At 74.2% G+C, this 14,910-nt stretch carries 13 protein-coding genes and 1 pseudogene; 5 read left to right on the forward strand and 9 right to left on the reverse strand.

Translation table 11 applies throughout. The features are described from left to right. Window positions 1-15: 15 nt before the first annotated feature. The 3 genes and pseudogenes from AB0953_RS04170 to AB0953_RS04180 all read right to left on the reverse strand — a co-directional run. Window positions 16-597, reverse strand: a pseudogene (locus tag AB0953_RS04170) (lysophospholipid acyltransferase family protein); the annotation flags it as partial. Continuing rightward, the gene (locus AB0953_RS04175) at window positions 594-1,403 is read right to left on the reverse strand and encodes a GNAT family N-acyltransferase (RefSeq protein WP_366857839.1); all 810 of its coding nucleotides are present in this window, start codon (window positions 1,401-1,403) and stop codon (window positions 594-596) included. The gene AB0953_RS04175 and the pseudogene AB0953_RS04170, both read right to left, overlap by 4 nt. Before the next feature lie 157 nt (window positions 1,404-1,560). Beyond that, window positions 1,561-2,817: an extracellular solute-binding protein gene (locus tag AB0953_RS04180; RefSeq protein ID WP_366858166.1), complete on the reverse strand. Its 1,257-nt coding sequence runs from the start codon at window positions 2,815-2,817 to the stop codon at window positions 1,561-1,563. Window positions 2,818-2,986: 169 nt separating this feature from the next. On the opposite strand from AB0953_RS04180, the gene AB0953_RS04185 reads away from it, so the two are divergent. Then, window positions 2,987-3,202: a dodecin gene (locus tag AB0953_RS04185; RefSeq protein WP_361915025.1), complete on the forward strand. Its 216-nt coding sequence runs from the start codon at window positions 2,987-2,989 to the stop codon at window positions 3,200-3,202. 27 nt (window positions 3,203-3,229) lie between these two features. On the opposite strand, the gene AB0953_RS04190 is transcribed toward AB0953_RS04185, so the two are convergent. After that, window positions 3,230-3,724: a hypothetical protein gene (locus AB0953_RS04190; RefSeq protein ID WP_366857840.1), complete on the reverse strand. Its 495-nt coding sequence runs from the start codon at window positions 3,722-3,724 to the stop codon at window positions 3,230-3,232. 218 nt (window positions 3,725-3,942) lie between these two features. Between AB0953_RS04190 and AB0953_RS04195 the strand changes: the two genes are divergently transcribed. Together AB0953_RS04195 and AB0953_RS04200 are read left to right on the forward strand one after the other, a co-directional pair. Beyond that, the gene (locus tag AB0953_RS04195; RefSeq protein ID WP_366857841.1) at window positions 3,943-4,968 is read left to right on the forward strand and encodes an MsnO8 family LLM class oxidoreductase; all 1,026 of its coding nucleotides are present in this window, start codon (window positions 3,943-3,945) and stop codon (window positions 4,966-4,968) included. Between the two features lie 27 nt (window positions 4,969-4,995). Then, a complete protein-coding gene (locus tag AB0953_RS04200; RefSeq protein ID WP_366857842.1) occupies window positions 4,996-7,476 on the forward strand; it encodes an excinuclease ABC subunit UvrA in 2,481 nt (826 codons plus the stop codon). Between the two features lie 341 nt (window positions 7,477-7,817). On the opposite strand, the gene AB0953_RS04205 is transcribed toward AB0953_RS04200, so the two are convergent. From AB0953_RS04205 to AB0953_RS04220, 4 genes are all read right to left on the reverse strand, one after another. Next, window positions 7,818-8,468: a hypothetical protein gene (locus AB0953_RS04205; RefSeq protein ID WP_366857843.1), complete on the reverse strand. Its 651-nt coding sequence runs from the start codon at window positions 8,466-8,468 to the stop codon at window positions 7,818-7,820. Between the two features lie 101 nt (window positions 8,469-8,569). Then, complete coding sequence (locus AB0953_RS04210) at window positions 8,570-9,325, reverse strand: succinate dehydrogenase/fumarate reductase iron-sulfur subunit (RefSeq protein ID WP_366857844.1); 756 nt, start codon at window positions 9,323-9,325, stop codon at window positions 8,570-8,572. Beyond that, entirely contained in the window at window positions 9,322-11,283 is a 1,962-nt protein-coding gene (locus AB0953_RS04215; protein ID WP_366857845.1) for a fumarate reductase/succinate dehydrogenase flavoprotein subunit, read from the reverse strand. Before AB0953_RS04215 ends, AB0953_RS04210 begins: the two co-directional genes overlap by 4 nt. A gap of 2 nt (window positions 11,284-11,285) precedes the next feature. Further along, window positions 11,286-11,990: a succinate dehydrogenase gene (locus tag AB0953_RS04220; RefSeq protein WP_366857846.1), complete on the reverse strand. Its 705-nt coding sequence runs from the start codon at window positions 11,988-11,990 to the stop codon at window positions 11,286-11,288. A gap of 95 nt (window positions 11,991-12,085) precedes the next feature. Here AB0953_RS04220 and AB0953_RS04225 point away from each other — a divergent pair, with 95 nt between their 5' ends. Beyond that, complete coding sequence (locus AB0953_RS04225) at window positions 12,086-12,964, forward strand: LysR substrate-binding domain-containing protein (protein WP_366857847.1); 879 nt, start codon at window positions 12,086-12,088, stop codon at window positions 12,962-12,964. A 34-nt stretch (window positions 12,965-12,998) separates the two neighbouring features. Here AB0953_RS04225 and AB0953_RS04230 read toward each other — a convergent pair whose 3' ends face one another. Further along, on the reverse strand, window positions 12,999-13,643 hold the full coding sequence (locus AB0953_RS04230; protein ID WP_366857848.1) for a TetR family transcriptional regulator: 645 nt from the start codon (window positions 13,641-13,643) through the stop codon (window positions 12,999-13,001). A gap of 106 nt (window positions 13,644-13,749) precedes the next feature. Here AB0953_RS04230 and AB0953_RS04235 point away from each other — a divergent pair, with 106 nt between their 5' ends. After that, window positions 13,750-14,865 (forward strand): FAD-dependent monooxygenase, encoded by a 1,116-nt coding sequence (locus AB0953_RS04235; RefSeq protein ID WP_366857849.1) that lies wholly within the window; start codon window positions 13,750-13,752, stop codon window positions 14,863-14,865. Window positions 14,866-14,910 lie beyond the last annotated feature (45 nt).

The raw sequence follows: 14,910 nt of genomic DNA on the forward strand, positions 1-14,910 counted from the left end.
GTAGGAGATGCGGACGGGCTGGACGGGGGCGTCCGCGTCGAGGGCGGCCTGGAAGGCGGCCCGCCGGAAGGGCCCGTGGGCGCGCCCGCACCAGGTGCTGCCCTCGGGGAAGACGGTGATCCGCTCCCCGGCGCGCAGGGCCCGGGCGAGGGTGGCGACGGTGTCGGGCAGGGCGCGGATCCGGTCGCGCCGGATGAAGAGGGTGCCGGCCTGTGCGGCGAGCCGGCCGAGGACGGGCCACTCGCCGATCTCGCTCTTGGCCAGCATCCGGGAGGGCAGGGCGGCGGCGACGAGCGGGACGTCCAGCCAGGAGACGTGGTGGGAGACGATGAGGCGGCCGCCCGGCGGTCCCTGGCCGCCGTGGACGGCGGTGCGCAGGCCGAAGGCCCGCAGCAGTGCGGCCGACCAGGCCCGGACGACGGCGTGCCGGGGCCGCACCGGCAGCAGCCGGACCGGCGGGGCGCCCAGGATCCCGAGCAGCAGCAGGACGGCCGCGCCGATGAGCCGCAGGACCGCGCGCGGCGCACCCACGGTGTGGCCCGCGTGGTCGGCGCAGGCCGTGGGGGTGCAGGGCGAGGTGGGCAGCCAGACGCTCATGCCGTGGGGGCGAGCGAGAGGAAGTGCTTGAGGTAGCGGGGGTTGGTGCGCTTGAGCGAGAGCAGCACGTACAGGTCGGCGCAGCCGAACGCGGCGTCGAGGGCGGGCTCGCCGCAGACCCAGGCGCCCAGGCGCAGGTAGCCGCGCAGCAGCGGGGGCAGCGGCGTGCGGTCGGGGAAGGCGGTGCCCTCGGGCTTCCAGGGCAGGTGCGGGGTGACGCGGTAGGCCTCGGGGGCGAGGTTGCGCGGCAGGACGTTCTCGCGGGTCGCGGCGGCGAGGACGCCTCCGTCGGCGAGCGGTATCGAGCAGCAGCCGGCGAGCCAGTTGTGCCCGGAGCGGTCCATGTAGCGGGCGAGGCCGGCCCAGATGAGGGCGATGGCGGCGCCGTTGCGGTGGTCGCGGTGGACGCAGGAGCGGCCGACCTCCACGAGGTCGGGGCGGATGGGGGCGAGGGCGGAGAGGTCGAACTCGCCCTCGGAGTAGAGGCGCCCGGCGACGGCGGCGCGCTCGGGGGGCAGCAGCCGGTAGGTGGCGACGACCTGTTCGGTCTCCTCCTCGACGACGAGGAGGTGGTCGCAGTACGCGTCGAAGGCGTCGGAGTCCAGGCCGGGCTCGGGTCCGTCCAGGCGGGCGCCGAGCTCTCCGGCGAAGACCAGGTGGCGCAGCCGCTGGGCGGCGCGGACCTCCTCCTCGGTGCGGGCGAGCCGGACGGCGTACCGGGTGGCGGCGCCGGCCGGGGCGAGCGGGGAACCGGCAGGGGAGGGGGCGGGGGGAAGGGCGGAGGGGGACAGGGGTGCGATGGTCATGGCGGCTCCTGGTCCGGGCACGGGCCGGGCCGCGGGTGTGGCGGACCGGCTCCTCTACTTCTTCCGTGACCGGCTGGACTCGACGTGACCGCTCCGCGGCCCCCGGGTGTGCGGACGCTGAACTCGGCGGAGCACACGGGGAAGGGGGGCGTGGGCGTCAGCGGGCGGAGTTCAGCACCCTGCCGATCGCCTCGGAGGCGGTCCTCGCGGCCCGCCGGGGATCCTGGCCGGTGAGGACGGCCGTCATGTACGGCTTGATCGGGTTCTTGGCCTCGACCTCGGCCCAGCGGGCGGACTTGGGGGTGGCCCGGCCCTGTGCGGCGCCGGCGGCCATGGCGGCGGCGCCCTCGTTGCCCTCGACGACGTGCGCGAGGGTGGTCTTGTTCGGCACGTAGCTCATGGTGCGGGCGAGTTCGGTCTGCCACTTCTCGCCGACCAGGGCGGTGATCACGTCGATGGCGTGGTCGCGCTGCGTGGTCTTGGCGGGGACGATCAGGACGGAGCCGCCGGTGAAGACGGCGCCGGGCTTGTCGGAGGTCTTGCCGGGTACGGGGAAGAAGCCGAGCCTGCCCTTCAGGGCGGGGTTGGCGGCCTCGATGGCGGCGGCCTGGCCGGGCGGGGCGATGATCTGCGCGACCTTGCCGCGGGCGAACACCTCGGCCTGCGGGGGCGTCTCCTCGTCGGCGTCCTTGGGGCCGTCGCCGAGGGCCTGGAGCTGCTTGTAGAACTCCATGCCGGCCAGGGCCTTCTCGTCGTCGAGTGCGCCGCTCCACGTGCCGGCGTTCTCGACGGCGAGGTCGCCGCCCTCGTCCCAGACGAACCCCGACAGGACGTACCAGTTCTGGCCGGGGAGGTAGATGCCCTGCTGGTCGCCCTTGTCGAGCTTCTGGGTGGCCTGGATCCACTCCTGGCGGTTCCTGGGCGGGTTCTTGATGCCGGCGGATGCGAAGAGGTCCTTGTTGTAGATCACCACGCGGTTGGCGGCGTACCAGGGGACGCCGTACTGGGCGCCGTTGATGCTGCCGGGGTCGGCGAGGCCCTCGAGCCAGTCCTGGTTGCCCCACGTGCGCAGGCCTTCGAGGGTGAGCTCCGAGAGGCCCCCCGTCTCGATGTACCGCGCCACCTGGGTGTTGCCGACCTCGATGACGTCGGCGCGGTCGGCGCCCTTGCCGGTGAGGACGGCGTCGACCTTCTCGCCGATGCCGGTCCACTCCTGGACGCGGACGTCGAGGTCGACGCCGGGGTGCTCCTTTTCGAAGTCGGCGGTGAAGTGCGTGACGAATCCTTCGGACGCGCTGCCCTTCATCAGCCAGAGCGTCACCTTCTGCGGGGCGCCGGCCGACCCGGCCGGTCCGCTGCAGCCGGTGAGGGCGGCGGCGGCCGCGAGGGCGGTGCACACGGCGGGCAAGCGCATCTTCACGGAAGGTCACCTTCTGGGGAGCGATCTGAGATGGCTTGAAATTGGCATAGACCAATGGGCCGGTCAAGGTCCTTTCCCAGGGGATTCTCCGGTCATAGCTCGCGGAGCGGGGCGTACTGGGGCACCGTAGAACAGACGAAGCCCCCACACGCGGGAGACCTCCATGTCCAACCACACGTACCGGGTGACCGAAATCGTCGGCACGTCCACCGAAGGCATCGACCAGGCCGTCCGCAACGGCATCGCGCGGGCGGCCCAAACGCTGCGCAAGCTGGACTGGTTCGAGGTCACCCAAGTGCGCGGCCACATCGAGAACGGGGCGATCGCGCACTACCAGGTGGGGCTGAAGGTCGGGTTCCGCCTCGACGACGAGGACTGACGCCCGCCGCAGGCGCGCCGACCGGGCTCAGGTGCGCCCCTCCCCCTCCTGGGCCGCCTTGAGCTCGGGCGCGTCCGCCGCCCAGTTCGCCAGGACCACCGGGAAGCCCGCGGCGCGCGCGGCCTGGCAGACCAGCTCGTCGTCGTCCACCAGCACCCGCACCTCCCGGCCCCGGGCGATCCGCCGGAGCACCTCCAGCTTGGTCGTCCGGGCCGGGCGCCGGTCCTGGTTGCCGCGCATCCACACCCGGCCCTCGGGCAGGCCGTGCCGGGTCAGCCACTCCTCCGTGTCGGCCCGGCACCGCTCCGGGCGCCCGGTCAGGTACACGATCTCGCTGTCGGCCGCGCGCTCCACCGCCAGCGCCACCCCGCGGGCGAGCGGCGGGTCGGCCGGGGCCGCACCGAAGAAGCCGTCCCAGTCGCGGGGGCGGCGCTCCAGGAAGTGCTGGCGGTGGTCGGTGTCGGCCAGCGTGTTGTCGATGTCGAAGACGGCCAGGGGGCGGCGGTCGGCGCGTTCACTCATGCGGGCCAGCCTAGGTCGTCTCTTTCGGATCTTGCCGGTCAAGCCCGCGTCGTCCGGTGCCGTGCATCGGCGTGTTGGCGGGGGGCCCTTGTACTGGACGTATCCAGGTGCACCGCCAACGCGGCGAGGTGCGGTGCCGGGCGGCGCGGGTCAGGCAGGATCCGGAAGAGACGGCCTGGGTCGGGGAATGCCGGCGGGCGGCGGACGTTGAGACGTGTGTGATCCGCAGACTCTCCGTCCTCGACCGGTCCCGCGTCCGCGAGGGGCATCCCGCCCCGCAGGCCCTGCGCGACACCGTCGAACTCGCCCGCGAGGCCGAACGGCTCGGCTACCACCGGTTCTGGGTGTCGGAGCACCACAGCGTGCCCGGGGTGGCGGGCTCGGCCCCGGCCGTGCTGGCCGCCGCCGTCGCCGGCGCGACCCGGCGGATCCGGGTCGGCACCGGCGGCGTGATGCTGCCCAACCACCGGCCGCTGGTCGTCGCCGAACAGTTCGGGGTACTGGAGTCGCTCTTCCCCGGCCGGATCGACATGGGCCTCGGCCGCTCCGTCGGCTTCACCGGCGGCATCCGCCGGGCGCTGGGCCGCGGCACCGACGACGCCGACCGGTTCGAGGAACAGCTCGCCGAGCTGCTGGGCTGGCTCGACGGGACGCAGCGGGCCCACCCCGAGGTGCACGCCCGCCCGGCGGAGGGGCTGCGGATCCCGGCGTACGTGCTGGCCACCGGCGACGGGGCGGGCATCGCGGCCCGCGCGGGGCTGCCCCTGGTGGTGGGCGATCTGCGGAACCGCGGGCGGGTCGCCGGGATCGTGGAGCGCTACCGCGAGGAGTTCCGGCCCTCCGACCGGCGGGCGGAGCCGTACGTGGTGGTCTCCGGGTCGGTGGCCGTCGCCGCCACCGAGGAGGAGGCCCGGCGGATCCTCGTACCGGAGGCCTGGTCGGTGGCGTACGCGCGGACCCGGGGCAGCTTCCCGCCGCTGCGCCCGGCCGAGGAGGTCGAGGCGCTGGAGATGAGCCCGAAGGAGCGGGAGCTGTACGAGGGCGCGCTCGGCGGGCACGTCCACGGCACCGAGGAGCAGGTGGCGGCGCAGCTGGCCGAGGTGGCGACGCTCACCGGGGCGGACGAGCTGCTGGTCACCACGTCCACGTACGACCGGGCGGCCCTGCTGGATTCCTTCGGGAGGCTGGCCCGGCTGGCGGGGCTGCCCGGAGCCGCCGGCCAGGCCGTCCTGACGGGTCCCTGACCGGCCGGTCCCCGTAAACTGGGGCGAATGCACCACTCCACCGAGTTTCCGGGCCCCGCGGGCGCCCCGGCCGCGGCTCCCTCCCCCTCCCCCTCTCCGCCGCAGTCACAGCCGCAGCCGCAGCCGCTCGATCCGTTCGTACGGGTGCGGGGCGCCCGGGAGCACAATCTGCGCGGGGTGGACGTGGACATTCCGCGCGACGTCCTGACCGTGTTCACGGGGGTCTCCGGCTCGGGGAAGAGCTCCCTCGCCTTCGGCACGCTCTACGCCGAGGCCCAGCGGCGCTACTTCGAGTCGGTGGCCCCGTACGCCCGGCGGCTGATCCACCAGATCGGCGCCCCCAAGGTGGACTCGGTCACCGGGCTGCCTCCGGCGGTCTCCCTGGAGCAGCGCCGCTCCTCCCCCGGTTCGCGGTCCTCCGTGGGGACGGTGACCCTGCTGTCGAACTCCCTGCGCATGCTGTTCTCCCGCGCCGGGACCTATCCGCCGGGCGCGCCGCGCCTGGACTCCGACGCGTTCTCCCCCAACACGGCGGCCGGGGCCTGCCCTTCGTGCCAGGGACTCGGCAGCATCCACCGCACCAGGGAGGACCTGCTCGTCCCCGATCCCGGGCTGTCGATCCGTCAGGGCGCCATCGCCGCCTGGCCGGGGGCCTGGCAGGGCAAGAACCTGCGGGACATCCTGGAGGCCTTGGGCCACGACGTGGACGCGCCCTGGCGGGAGCTGCCGGCGGCGGAACGCGAGTGGATCCTGTTCACCGAGGAGCAGCCGGTCGTCACGGTGCACCCGGTGCGGGACGCGGACCGCATCCAACGGCCCTACCAGGGCACGTACATGAGCGCCCACCGCTATGTGATGAAGACCTTCTCGGACAGCAAGAGCGCGACCCTGCGGGCCCGCGCCGAGCGCTTCCTGACCGATTCGCCCTGCCCGGTCTGCGAGGGGCGGCGGCTGCGGCCCGAGGCCCTGGCCGTCACCTTCGCGGGCCGGACCATCGCGGAACTGGCAGCGCTGCCGCTGACCGGCCTGGACCGGCTGCTCGCGCAGGCGCAGGCGCAGGGGGACCCGGCCGGGGAGGCGGCGCGGGTGCTCGCCGAGGACCTGCGGTCGCGGATCGGGCCCGTCGTGGAGCTCGGGCTCGGCTACCTCAGCCTGGACCGCACCGCGCCGTCGCTGTCGGCGGGCGAGCTGCAGCGGCTGCGGCTGGCGACCCAGCTGCGGTCGGGGCTGTTCGGGGTGGTGTACGTACTGGACGAGCCGTCGGCAGGGCTGCACCCGGCCGACACCGAGGCGCTGCTCGGCGTGCTGGACCGGCTCAAGGCTGCGGGGAACACGGTGTTCGTGGTGGAGCACCACCTCGATGTGGTGCGGCACGCGGACTGGCTGGTGGACGTCGGCCCGCTGGCCGGGGAGCACGGCGGACAGGTGCTGCACAGCGGGCCGCCGCGGGAGCTGGCCGGTGTCGCGGGGTCGGCGACGGCCCGGCACCTGTTTCCCGCGCCCGCGCCGGAGCCCGGTCCAGTGCGGGAGGTACGGGAGGCGCGGGGGGCGGTCCGGCTGGCCGGGGCCCGGCGGCACAACCTGCGCGGTGTGGACGTGGAGTTCCCGCTCGGGGTGTTCACGGCCGTTACCGGGGTGTCGGGGTCGGGCAAGTCCACGCTGGTCGGGCAGGTGCTCGCCGCGGAGGTGGGCGAGCGGCTCGCCGATCCGGGGTTCCCCGTGCGCAGGCTGGTCGAGGTGGACCAGAAGCCGATCGGCCGGACCCCGCGGTCCAACCTGGCCACGTACACCGGGCTGTTCGACGTGGTGCGCCGGCTCTTCACGGCGGCGCCGGGGGCGCGCGAGCGCGGCTGGAAGGCGGGCCGGTTCTCCTTCAACGTGCCGGGCGGGCGGTGCGAGACCTGCCAGGGCGAGGGCTTCGTCTCGGTGGAGCTGCTGTTCCTGCCCAGTACGTACGCCCCGTGCCCGGAGTGCGGCGGGGCCCGGTACAACGCCGAGACGCTCCGGGTCCGCCACGACGGGCTGAACATCGCGGAGGTGCTGGCGCTGACGGTGGAGTCCGCGGCCGCCTTCTTCGCGGAGGTCCCGGCGGCGGCGCGGAGCCTGCGGGCGCTGGAGGAGATCGGGCTCGGCTACCTGCGGCTGGGGCAGCCGGCCACGGAGCTGTCGGGCGGCGAGGCGCAGCGGATCAAGCTGGCGGCGGAGCTCCAGCGGCTGCGCCGCGACCACACCCTGTACCTGCTGGACGAGCCGACGACGGGGCTGCACCCGGCGGACGTGCGGGTGCTGATGCGGCAGTTGCACGGGCTGGTGGACGCGGGCCACTCGGTGGTGGTCGTGGAGCACGACATGGACGTGGTGGCGGGTGCGGACTGGGTCGTCGACCTGGGGCCGGGCGGTGGCGCCGAGGGCGGCCGGGTCGTGGCGGCGGGCACGCCGGAGCAGGTGGCGCGCTCCGGCCGGGGCCGCACGGCGGACCACCTGGCGCGTGCGCTGGCCCGGCGCTGAGGCCGCCTCCCGGAGCCCCGGGCCGGCCGCCCGCAGCCGAGCCGACCCGCGGAAGACGCGGACCCGGCCCCTCCAGCCCCGCCCGCGTCGGAGACGCGGATCCGGCCCCCTCCAGCCGCGTCCCCGTCGGAGACGCGGACCCGGAACCATCCAGCCCCGCCCGCGCCCGAGCCGCAGGTCCGGCCCGTCCAGCCCCGCCCGCGCCCGAGCCGCAGGTCCGGCCCGTCCAGCCCCGCCGGCGTTTGAGGCGCGGGGTCCGGGGCGGAGCCCCGAAAAGCCCGGCACGCTCCGCCTCCACCTGAACCGGGGAGCCCGGCACGTCCGGCCCCGCCGCGCTGCGGCTACGCGTCTCCGGGCAGCAGGTGCTGCGCGACCTCGCGGAAGCTCCAGGTGCCGCGCCGGCGGGTGAACATCCACACCAGGTCGTAGCGGTCCGGCCAGGCGGCGGGCACCCCGAGCACCCGGTGCGCGCCGAGGGCCCGGACCAGCCGCGGCACGCCCGCATGCTCCCAGCAGACCAGGACCGGCATCGGCGCGGCCAGCACGGCGCGCGCCAGGGCCGGTTCGGCGCCGACGGCGAAGTCCGTCCGGACGGGCGTACGCAGGGCGGCGGCCACGGCCCCGACGGTCTGCCGGCAGCGGGCGGGAGCGGCCGCGCCGCCGGCGGCGAAGACGGCGGCGGGCCGGGGCAGCACCGAGCCGCGGGCCGACGCGAACAGGCGCGGCAGCGCCTCGGCCCGGCGCCACCCGCGTGCGGCGAGGTAGCCGGGGCTCTCGTTGCCGTCGGCGTCCTCGCCGACGTCGCCCGCGTACGGCTTCTCCGCGTGCCGGATGACCATGACCAGGGTGTCCCGGGGCGCGGCGGCAGGGCCCTGGGCCGGCCTGACGCCGGTCCCCTTCCCGGCGCAGCCGGCCGCGGCGAACGGGGCGAGCGCGGCGGCCAGCACCGCTCGGCGGCGCGGTCCGGCGGACCCGGCGGGCGCATCTGGCATGGGCCCCACTGTCCCCCACCACCGGACCGGGCCGGCCGACGGCACGGCGTGGCGCCGCCCGCGAGCCCCCGGTCGGCGGATCCGCTGGGCCGATCGGGGCGTCAGCCGCGCTGCACGCCGCCCTTGCGGACGGCCCGCAGCCACTCGCGGTTCATCGCGGCGATCGACGGCAGCGGGATGCCCTTGGGGCAGGCGGTGGCGCATTCGCCGGTCAGGGTGCAGCCGCCGAAGCCCTCGGCGTCCATGGTGGCCACCATGTCCAGGACGCGGGTCTCGCGTTCGGGCGAGCCCTGCGGCAGCACGTTGAGGTGGTTGACCTTGGCGGAGGTGAACAGCATGGCGGAGCCGTTGGGGCAGGCCGCGACGCAGGCGCCGCAGCCGATGCACTCGGCGTGCTCGAAGGCCCGGTCGGCGTCGGCCTTGGGCACGGCGGTGGCGTGCGCCTCGGGCGCCGAGCCGGTCGGGGCGGTGATGTAGCCGCCGGCCTGGATGATCCGGTCGAAGGCGCTGCGGTCCACGACCAGGTCCTTGACGACCGGGAAGGCCGCGGCCCGCCAGGGCTCGACGTCGATGGTGTCGCCGTCGGCGAAGGACCGCATGTGCAGCTGGCAGGTGGTGGTGCGCTCGGGGCCGTGGGCCTCGCCGTTGATCACGAGGCTGCACGCGCCGCAGATGCCCTCGCGGCAGTCGTGGTCGAAGGCGACGGGCTCCTCGCCCCGCAGGATGAGGTCCTCGTTGAGGGTGTCGAGCATCTCCAGGAAGGACATGTCACGGGAGATGCCGTCGACCTCGTACGTGACCATGGCGCCGGGGGCGTCGGGGTTCTGCTGGCGCCAGACGCGCAGGTTGAGCTTCATGCGTAGCTCCGCTGGGTGGGGTGGACGTACTCGAAGACGAGGTCTTCCTTGTGCAGGACGGGTGCGGCGCCGGTGCCGCGGAACTCCCAGGCCGCCGCGTAGGCGAACTCCTCGTCGCGGCGGGCGGCCTCGCCGTCGGCGGTCTGGGACTCCTCGCGGAAGTGGCCGCCGCAGGACTCGGTGCGGTGCAGGGCGTCGAGGCACATCAGCTCGGCGAGCTCGAGGTAGTCGACGATGCGGTTGGCCTTCTCCAGGGACTGGTTGAGCTCGGCGCCGCTGCCGGGGACCTTGATGCGCCTCCAGAACTCCTCGCGGATCTGCGGGATCCGGGCGAGCGCCTTGCGCAGTCCCGCGTCGGTGCGGGCCATGCCGCAGTACTCCCACATGAGCTCGCCGATCTCGCGGTGGAAGGAGTCCGGCGTGCGGTCCCCGTCGACGGCGAGCAGCCGTTCGATGCGCTCGCGGGTCGCGCGTACGGCGGCCGCGGCCTCGGGGTGGCCCGCGTCGACGGGATCCAGGCGGGGGTGGCGGGCCAGGTAGTCGTTGATGGTGGAGGGGAGGACGAAGTAGCCGTCGCCGAGGCCCTGCATGAGGGCGGAGGCGCCGAGGCGGTTGGCGCCGTGGTCGGAGAAATTGGCCTCGCCGATCGCGAACAGGCCGGGGACGGTGGTCTGGAGGTCGTAGTCGACCCAGAGGCCGCCCATCGTGTAGTGCACGGCCGGGTAGATCCGCATCGGGACCTCGTACGGGTTCTCGGCGGTGATCCGCTCGTACATCTCGAAGAGGTTGCCGTACTTCTCGGCGACCCCGCCCTTGCCCATGCGGCGGATGGCGTCGGCGAAGTCCAGGTAGACGCCCTGGCCGCCGGGGCCGACGCCGCGGCCCTCGTCGCAGACGTTCTTCGCGGCGCGCGAGGCGATGTCGCGGGGCACGAGGTTGCCGAAGGAGGGGTAGATCCGCTCCAGGTAGTAGTCGCGCTCCTCCTTGGGTATGTCGGCGGCGGGACGGGTGTCGCCCTGGGCCTTGGGGACCCAGATGCGGCCGTCGTTGCGCAGGGACTCGCTCATCAGGGTCAGCTTGGACTGGTGGTCGCCGGTGCGCGGGATGCAGGTGGGGTGGATCTGGGTGAAGCAGGGGTTGGCGAAGTACGCGCCGCGGCGGTGCGCCCGCCAGATGGCGGTCGCGTTGGAGTTCATGGCGTTGGTGGAGAGGTAGAAGACGTTGCCGTATCCGCCGGTGGCGAGGACCACGGCGTCGGCGAAGTACGTGGAGACGGCGCCGGTGACCAGGTCTCGGGCGACGATGCCGCGGGCGCGGCCGTCGACGGTGATCAGATCGAGCATCTCGGTGCGGGCGTGCATCTCGACGTTGCCGGCGGCGATCTGCCGGGACAGGGCCTGGTAGGCGCCGAGCAGGAGCTGCTGGCCGGTCTGGCCGCGGGCGTAGAAGGTGCGGGAGACCTGGACGCCGCCGAAGGAGCGGGTGTCGAGCAGGCCCCCGTACTCGCGGGCGAAGGGGACGCCCTGGGCCACGCACTGGTCGATGATCTCGACGGAGATCTGGGCGAGGCGGTGCACGTTGGACTCGCGGGCGCGGAAGTCGCCGCCCTTGACGGTGTCGTAGAAGAGGCGGTGGATGGAGTCGCCGTCGTTGCGGTAGTTCTTGGCGGCGTTGATGCCGCCCTGGGCCGCGATGGAGTGCGCGCGGCGCGGCGAGTCGGAGTAGCAGAACTGGACGACGCGGTAGCCCTGTTCTGCGAGGGTGGCGCCCGCCGCGCCGCCGGCGAGGCCGGTGCCGACGACGATGACGGTGTGCTTGCGGCGGTTGGCCGGGTTGACGAGCTTGGCCTCGAAGCGGCGGCGGTCCCAGCGCTGCGCGATCGGTCCGGCCGGTGCCTTGGTGTCGGCGACGGGCTCGCCGGTGGTGTAGCGGGTGTAGTCGTTGACGTGGTCGTTCACGGTCAGTTCACCACTCCGGTCATGACGGCGACGGGGACGGAGACGAAGCCGGCGAAGAGGACGAGGGCCAGGGCGTCGGCGAGGAGCTTCAGGGCGCGGTCGCGGCGGGCGCTCCCCGCGCCGAGGGTCTGGGCGGCGCTCCAGAAGCCGTGGCGGACGTGGAGGCCGAGGGCGGCCATCGCGGTGAGGTAGAGGGCGTTGCCGTACCAGGTGGAGAAGGTGGCGAGGACGTTTTCGTACGGGTGGCCGGCCCAGGCCCGCTCGTTGACGGTGAGCGTGGTGAGGTCGAGCAGGTGCCAGACGATGAACAGGGCGAGGATGACGCCGCCCCAGCGCATGGTGCGGGTGGCGTAGCTCGCGCGGCGGCGCTTGTGGGCGTACTTCACCGGGCGCGCCTTGATGTCGCGCCGGCTGAGCTGGTAGGCGGAGACCGCATGGGCGACGACGGCGGCGAGCAGCACCACGCGCGCGGCCCACAGGCCCCAGTGGCTGTGCAGGAAGGGCTCGCCCATGTGGCGCAGCCAGTGCGCGTAGCCGTTGAACTCCTGCGGGCCGAAGAAGATCTTGAGGTTGCCCAGCATGTGGACGACCAGGTAGCCGAGCATGATCAGGCCGGATACCGCCATGACGGACTTCTTGCCGACGGTGGAGTCCCAGAGCGTGCGCGTGGTGGACGGTCGTCGGCCCGTCCGGGTTGCCAGAGCCATGCCACCGACGGTAGGGACGGGCACCCTGAGAGGTCCAAGACATGATGTCGCTGATCTCCATAGCTGCTGACTATGGGTGGGGGTAGCCTGGGGCGATGCAGTTCCAGCAGCTCCTGTATTTCGTGGCCGTGGCCGAGACGCGGCACTTCACGCGGGCGGCCGAGCGGGTGCACGTCGCCCAGCCGTCGCTGTCGCAGCAGATCAAGGCGCTGGAGCGGGAGCTGGGCGCCGAGCTGTTCAGCCGGGCGCGCGGGAACATCGCGCTGACCGACGCGGGCGAGGCGCTGCTGCCGCTGGCCCGGCGGATCCTGGCGGACGCGGACACCGCGCGGCTGGAGGTGCAGGAGCTGGCGCAGCTGCGGCGCGGCCGGGTACGGCTGGGGGCCACGCCCAGCGTGTGCACGGGCCTGCTGCCGGGGGTGCTGCGGGCCTTCCACGCCGCGCATCCGGGGATCGAGCTGCTGATCGAGGAGAGCGGTTCGCTGGACCTCGTACGGGAGCTGGCGCGCGGAGCGCTGGACCTGGCCCTGATCGCGCTGCCGCTGCCGCCGTCGGCGCCGGCGCTGGACACGGTGGAGCTGCTCACTGAGGACCTGGTGGTCGTCTCGTCGGCGCGGCTGCCGCCGCCGGGCGGGGGCGGCCCGCTGACGGTGTCGGCCCTGCGGGACGAACCGATGGTGATGTTCCGGCACGGGTACGACCTGCGGGACCTGACCGTGGCCGCCTGCCGGGCGGAGGGCTTCGAGCCGGTGTTCACGGTGGAGGGCGGGGAGATGGACGCGGTCCTGGGCTTCGTCCGGGCGGGGCTCGGCGTGGCCGTGGTCCCGGCGATGGTGGTCGGCCACGCCGGGTCGGGGCTGCGCAGCACGCCGCTGGTCGGCGCCCCGCTGCGCCGCACGATCGCGCTGGCCCACCGCACGGACGTGGCCCCGCCGCGAGCGGCCCGCGAGCTCAAGCGGATGCTGCTGGGCTGATGCTGCCGGGCTGAGGAGGAGGGCCGACCGGCTTTCAGGGTCTTCGGGCCGGGAGCGTTCTGTCGAGGCCGTCGGCCAGCATGGCGAAGGCCTGCTCGGCGTCGGCCACGGCCTCGGGGAGGGCCTCGTCGGCGCTCCGACCCCCCTCGATGCGCCCCCAGTTCTCACGGCCCAGCTCCTGGCGGACCGCCACCAGGTGCCGGGCGGCCAGGCGTGCGGGGAGCGGCGGGACCGATTCCGCCTCCAGCGCCCCGGCGAGGAGTGCGACCTCGCGGTCCGTGTAGTGGGCCAGGCGGGTCTCGAGGCTGGCGGTGGTGTACAGCAGGCGCTGGAAGGCGACCACGTCCGGGTGGTCGCACAGGCCGGTGATCGGGTCCCGCTCCGCGAGGGCGGCCAGGAAGTGCGCCCGCAGCGCGGCCACCGGGCTCTGGCCGGCGGCCCGTTCGCCGACGACGCGCGCGGCCTCGTCCTGGTGGTCCGCGAAGCGGTCCAGGACCAGGTCCTCCTTGGTCGGGAAGTACCGGAACAGCGTGGGTTTGGAGACCTCCGCCGCCGCGGCGACGTCCGCCACCGACACTGCGTCGAAGCCCCGCTCCAGGAAGAGTTCGAGGGCGGTGGCCGCCAGGTGGTGTCGCATGCGGAGCTTCTTGCTCTCGCGCAGGCCGGTCGTGTTCTCCATGGGCCCAGCGTACCACGAATGAGTGACCGGGTAATTTTTGTGACTCGGTTGCTTTTTTCGGCGGGAGGCGCTTTCCTGGAGACCACGACGAGGAAAGGGACATCCGATGACGGACGTACTCATCGCTGGCTCCGGCCCGACGGGGCTCACGCTGGCCTGCGACCTGGCGCGCCGGGGCATCCCGGTCCGGGTGGTGGAGCAGCGCGAGGCCCCCCACCGCGAATCCCGGGGCAAGGGGCTGCGCCCCGGCAGCCTCCAGGTGTTCGAGGAACTCGGCGTCGCCGAGCGGGTGCGGGCTGCGGGCCGGGCGGGGCTCGTGCTGCGCAAGTACTTCGACGGGGAGCACGTCACCGACACCCCGGCCGACGACGGCCTGTTGATCGGCCAGTGGCAGATCGAGGAGGCGCTGCGCGACCGGCTGGCCGAGCTCGGCGTCCGCGTGGAGTACGGAGCCCGGCTCGCGGCGATCCGCCAGGACGAGGCCGGCGTGGAGGCGGAGCTCGCCGACGGGAGCGTGATCCGCGCCCGGTACCTCGCCGGTTGCGACGGCGGCGGCAGCACGACCCGCAAGCTCCTGGGAATCCCCTTCGAGGGGCATACGGCCCAGGAGGAGGCCATGGTGCTCGGGGACGTGCGGGCGCCCGGCCTCAGCCGGGAGTTCTGGCACCAGTGGTTCACGGCGGAGGGCGGCGGCATCCTGCTCTGCCCGATGCCGGGGACGGACAGCTTCCAGCTCCAGGCCATGCCCGAGGTGGACGAGCGGGGCGCGACGCGGCCGCCGTCGCTGGAGGGCTTCCAGCGGCTCTTCGACCGGTATGCACGGATGCCGGGGATCGAACTGGCGGATCCGACGTGGCTCTCGTCCTGGCGCATCAACGTCCGCGTGGCGGCGCGGATACGCCAGGGCCGGGTCCTCCTCGCCGGCGACGCGGCGCACGTCCACCCGATCGCGGGCGGACTCGGGATGAACACCGGCATCGAGGACGCCGCCGCGCTCGGGCGGGCCCTGGCCGCGGTCCTGACCGGCGGTGCGGGGGAGGAGGTGCTCGATGCGTACGAGACGGAGCGGCTGGCGGTGGCCGCCGCGGTCGTGGCCGACACGACGCAGCGGTACGAGCGGGTCGTCGAGGCGGTCCGGACGCCCGGCCGCGGCACGGAGGCGGGCCGCGACCGGGATCCGTACGACCTCCCCGCGAAGCCGGAGCCGGAGCAGGAGCCGTAGGCCGATGCGGCCGCGGGCCCGGGGCGGCCGCGCCCGGCAGGGGCC

The organism is Streptomyces sp. NPDC046866, from assembly GCF_040704625.1.
Taxonomy (GTDB): Bacteria; Actinomycetota; Actinomycetes; order Streptomycetales; family Streptomycetaceae; genus Streptomyces.

Bases quoted from the DNA above. Each gene is read 5' to 3' on its own strand.
- AB0953_RS04205 (WP_366857843.1), bottom strand. From the start codon at position 8,468: ATGCCAGATGCGCCCGCCGGGTCCGCCGGACCGCGCCGCCGAGCGGTG.
- AB0953_RS04230 (WP_366857848.1), bottom strand. From the start codon at position 13,643: ATGGAGAACACGACCGGCCTGCGCGAGAGCAAGAAGCTCCGCATGCGA.
- AB0953_RS04180 (WP_366858166.1), bottom strand. From the start codon at position 2,817: ATGCGCTTGCCCGCCGTGTGCACCGCCCTCGCGGCCGCCGCCGCCCTC.
- AB0953_RS04175 (WP_366857839.1), bottom strand. From the start codon at position 1,403: ATGACCATCGCACCCCTGTCCCCCTCCGCCCTTCCCCCCGCCCCCTCC.
- AB0953_RS04200 (WP_366857842.1), top strand. From the start codon at position 4,996: ATGCACCACTCCACCGAGTTTCCGGGCCCCGCGGGCGCCCCGGCCGCG.
- AB0953_RS04220 (WP_366857846.1), bottom strand. From the start codon at position 11,990: ATGGCTCTGGCAACCCGGACGGGCCGACGACCGTCCACCACGCGCACG.
- AB0953_RS04185 (WP_361915025.1), top strand. From the start codon at position 2,987: ATGTCCAACCACACGTACCGGGTGACCGAAATCGTCGGCACGTCCACC.
- AB0953_RS04235 (WP_366857849.1), top strand. From the start codon at position 13,750: ATGACGGACGTACTCATCGCTGGCTCCGGCCCGACGGGGCTCACGCTG.
- AB0953_RS04190 (WP_366857840.1), bottom strand. From the start codon at position 3,724: ATGAGTGAACGCGCCGACCGCCGCCCCCTGGCCGTCTTCGACATCGAC.
- AB0953_RS04210 (WP_366857844.1), bottom strand. From the start codon at position 9,325: ATGAAGCTCAACCTGCGCGTCTGGCGCCAGCAGAACCCCGACGCCCCC.
- AB0953_RS04225 (WP_366857847.1), top strand. From the start codon at position 12,086: ATGCAGTTCCAGCAGCTCCTGTATTTCGTGGCCGTGGCCGAGACGCGG.